The organism is Mycobacterium sp. IS-2888, assembly GCF_001954215.1.
Taxonomy (GTDB): domain Bacteria; phylum Actinomycetota; class Actinomycetes; order Mycobacteriales; family Mycobacteriaceae; genus Mycobacterium.
In genome coordinates, this window is the sequence record NZ_MBET01000063.1 from 1 (window position 1) to 933 (window position 933).

The following is a 933-nucleotide window of genomic DNA, read 5'->3' on the forward strand; positions in this document are numbered from 1 at the left end:
ACTCGGCCAGCAAATCAGCATCCAACGACGCCAACAGCTGGGTGATGTTGCGGTGGGTGGCCGCCACCCCCTTGGGCACCCCGGTGGTGCCTGAGGTGTAAATCAGATGGGCGATATCCTCGGGGCCCGGCGCTGGTAAAGGGGTGCTCGACTGGCTCTGCACCCCGGGGTCGGTGATGTCGATGACCGCCACGCCCAACCCGTCGAGGCGCCCAGCCAGATCCGCGGTGCTCAACACCGCCACCGGCGCGGCATCGGTGAGCATGAACTCGATACGCTCCCGCGGATGTTCAGGGTCGATGGGCAGATACGCCGCCCCGGCTTTCAACACAGCGGTGATCGCGGCGATAGCGTGTGGAGAGCGCGCCAGCAACACCCCCACCACACACCCAGCACCCACGCCCCGGCCAACCAACAAATGCGCCAACCGATTAGCCGCCTCATCGAGTTGGCGGTAAGTCCAGGACTGCTCACCACAACTGAGCGCCACCGCCTCCGGAGTGGCGGCCACCTGCGCGGCGAACAACTCCGGAACCGACACCGGCGCTGTGGCATCCGCGCTGAGCACCGCCCGGTGACCGATCTCATCGAAGCGGGCATGTTCGGACTGGTCGAGCACATCCACCGACGACACGCGCCGCCCCGCATCGGCGGTCATCGCCATCAACACCCGCTCCAACCGCTCGATGAGCACCTGGATGCTTTCCGGGTCGAATACGTCGGTGCGAAATTCCACCGCCCCACCGATTCCGGCGGGCTCACCAGCCTCGGTGAAACGCTCCCCCAACGAAAACGCCAGATCCATACGCGCGCTATGGGTATCCAACGGAATCGGGCTGACCTCAACACCGTCTAGCACCAAACCCGCCGCCGGATCCTCATGACCGGCGAAGTTCTGCCAGGCCAACATCACCTGAATCAGCGGATGATGGC

1 protein-coding gene is annotated in these 933 nt (G+C 65.1%); it reads right to left on the reverse strand.

Annotated features, from left to right (window positions below):
- The coding region (locus tag A5745_RS10570; RefSeq protein WP_139329539.1) for an AMP-binding protein at positions 1–933 on the reverse strand (933 nt) is incomplete at both ends.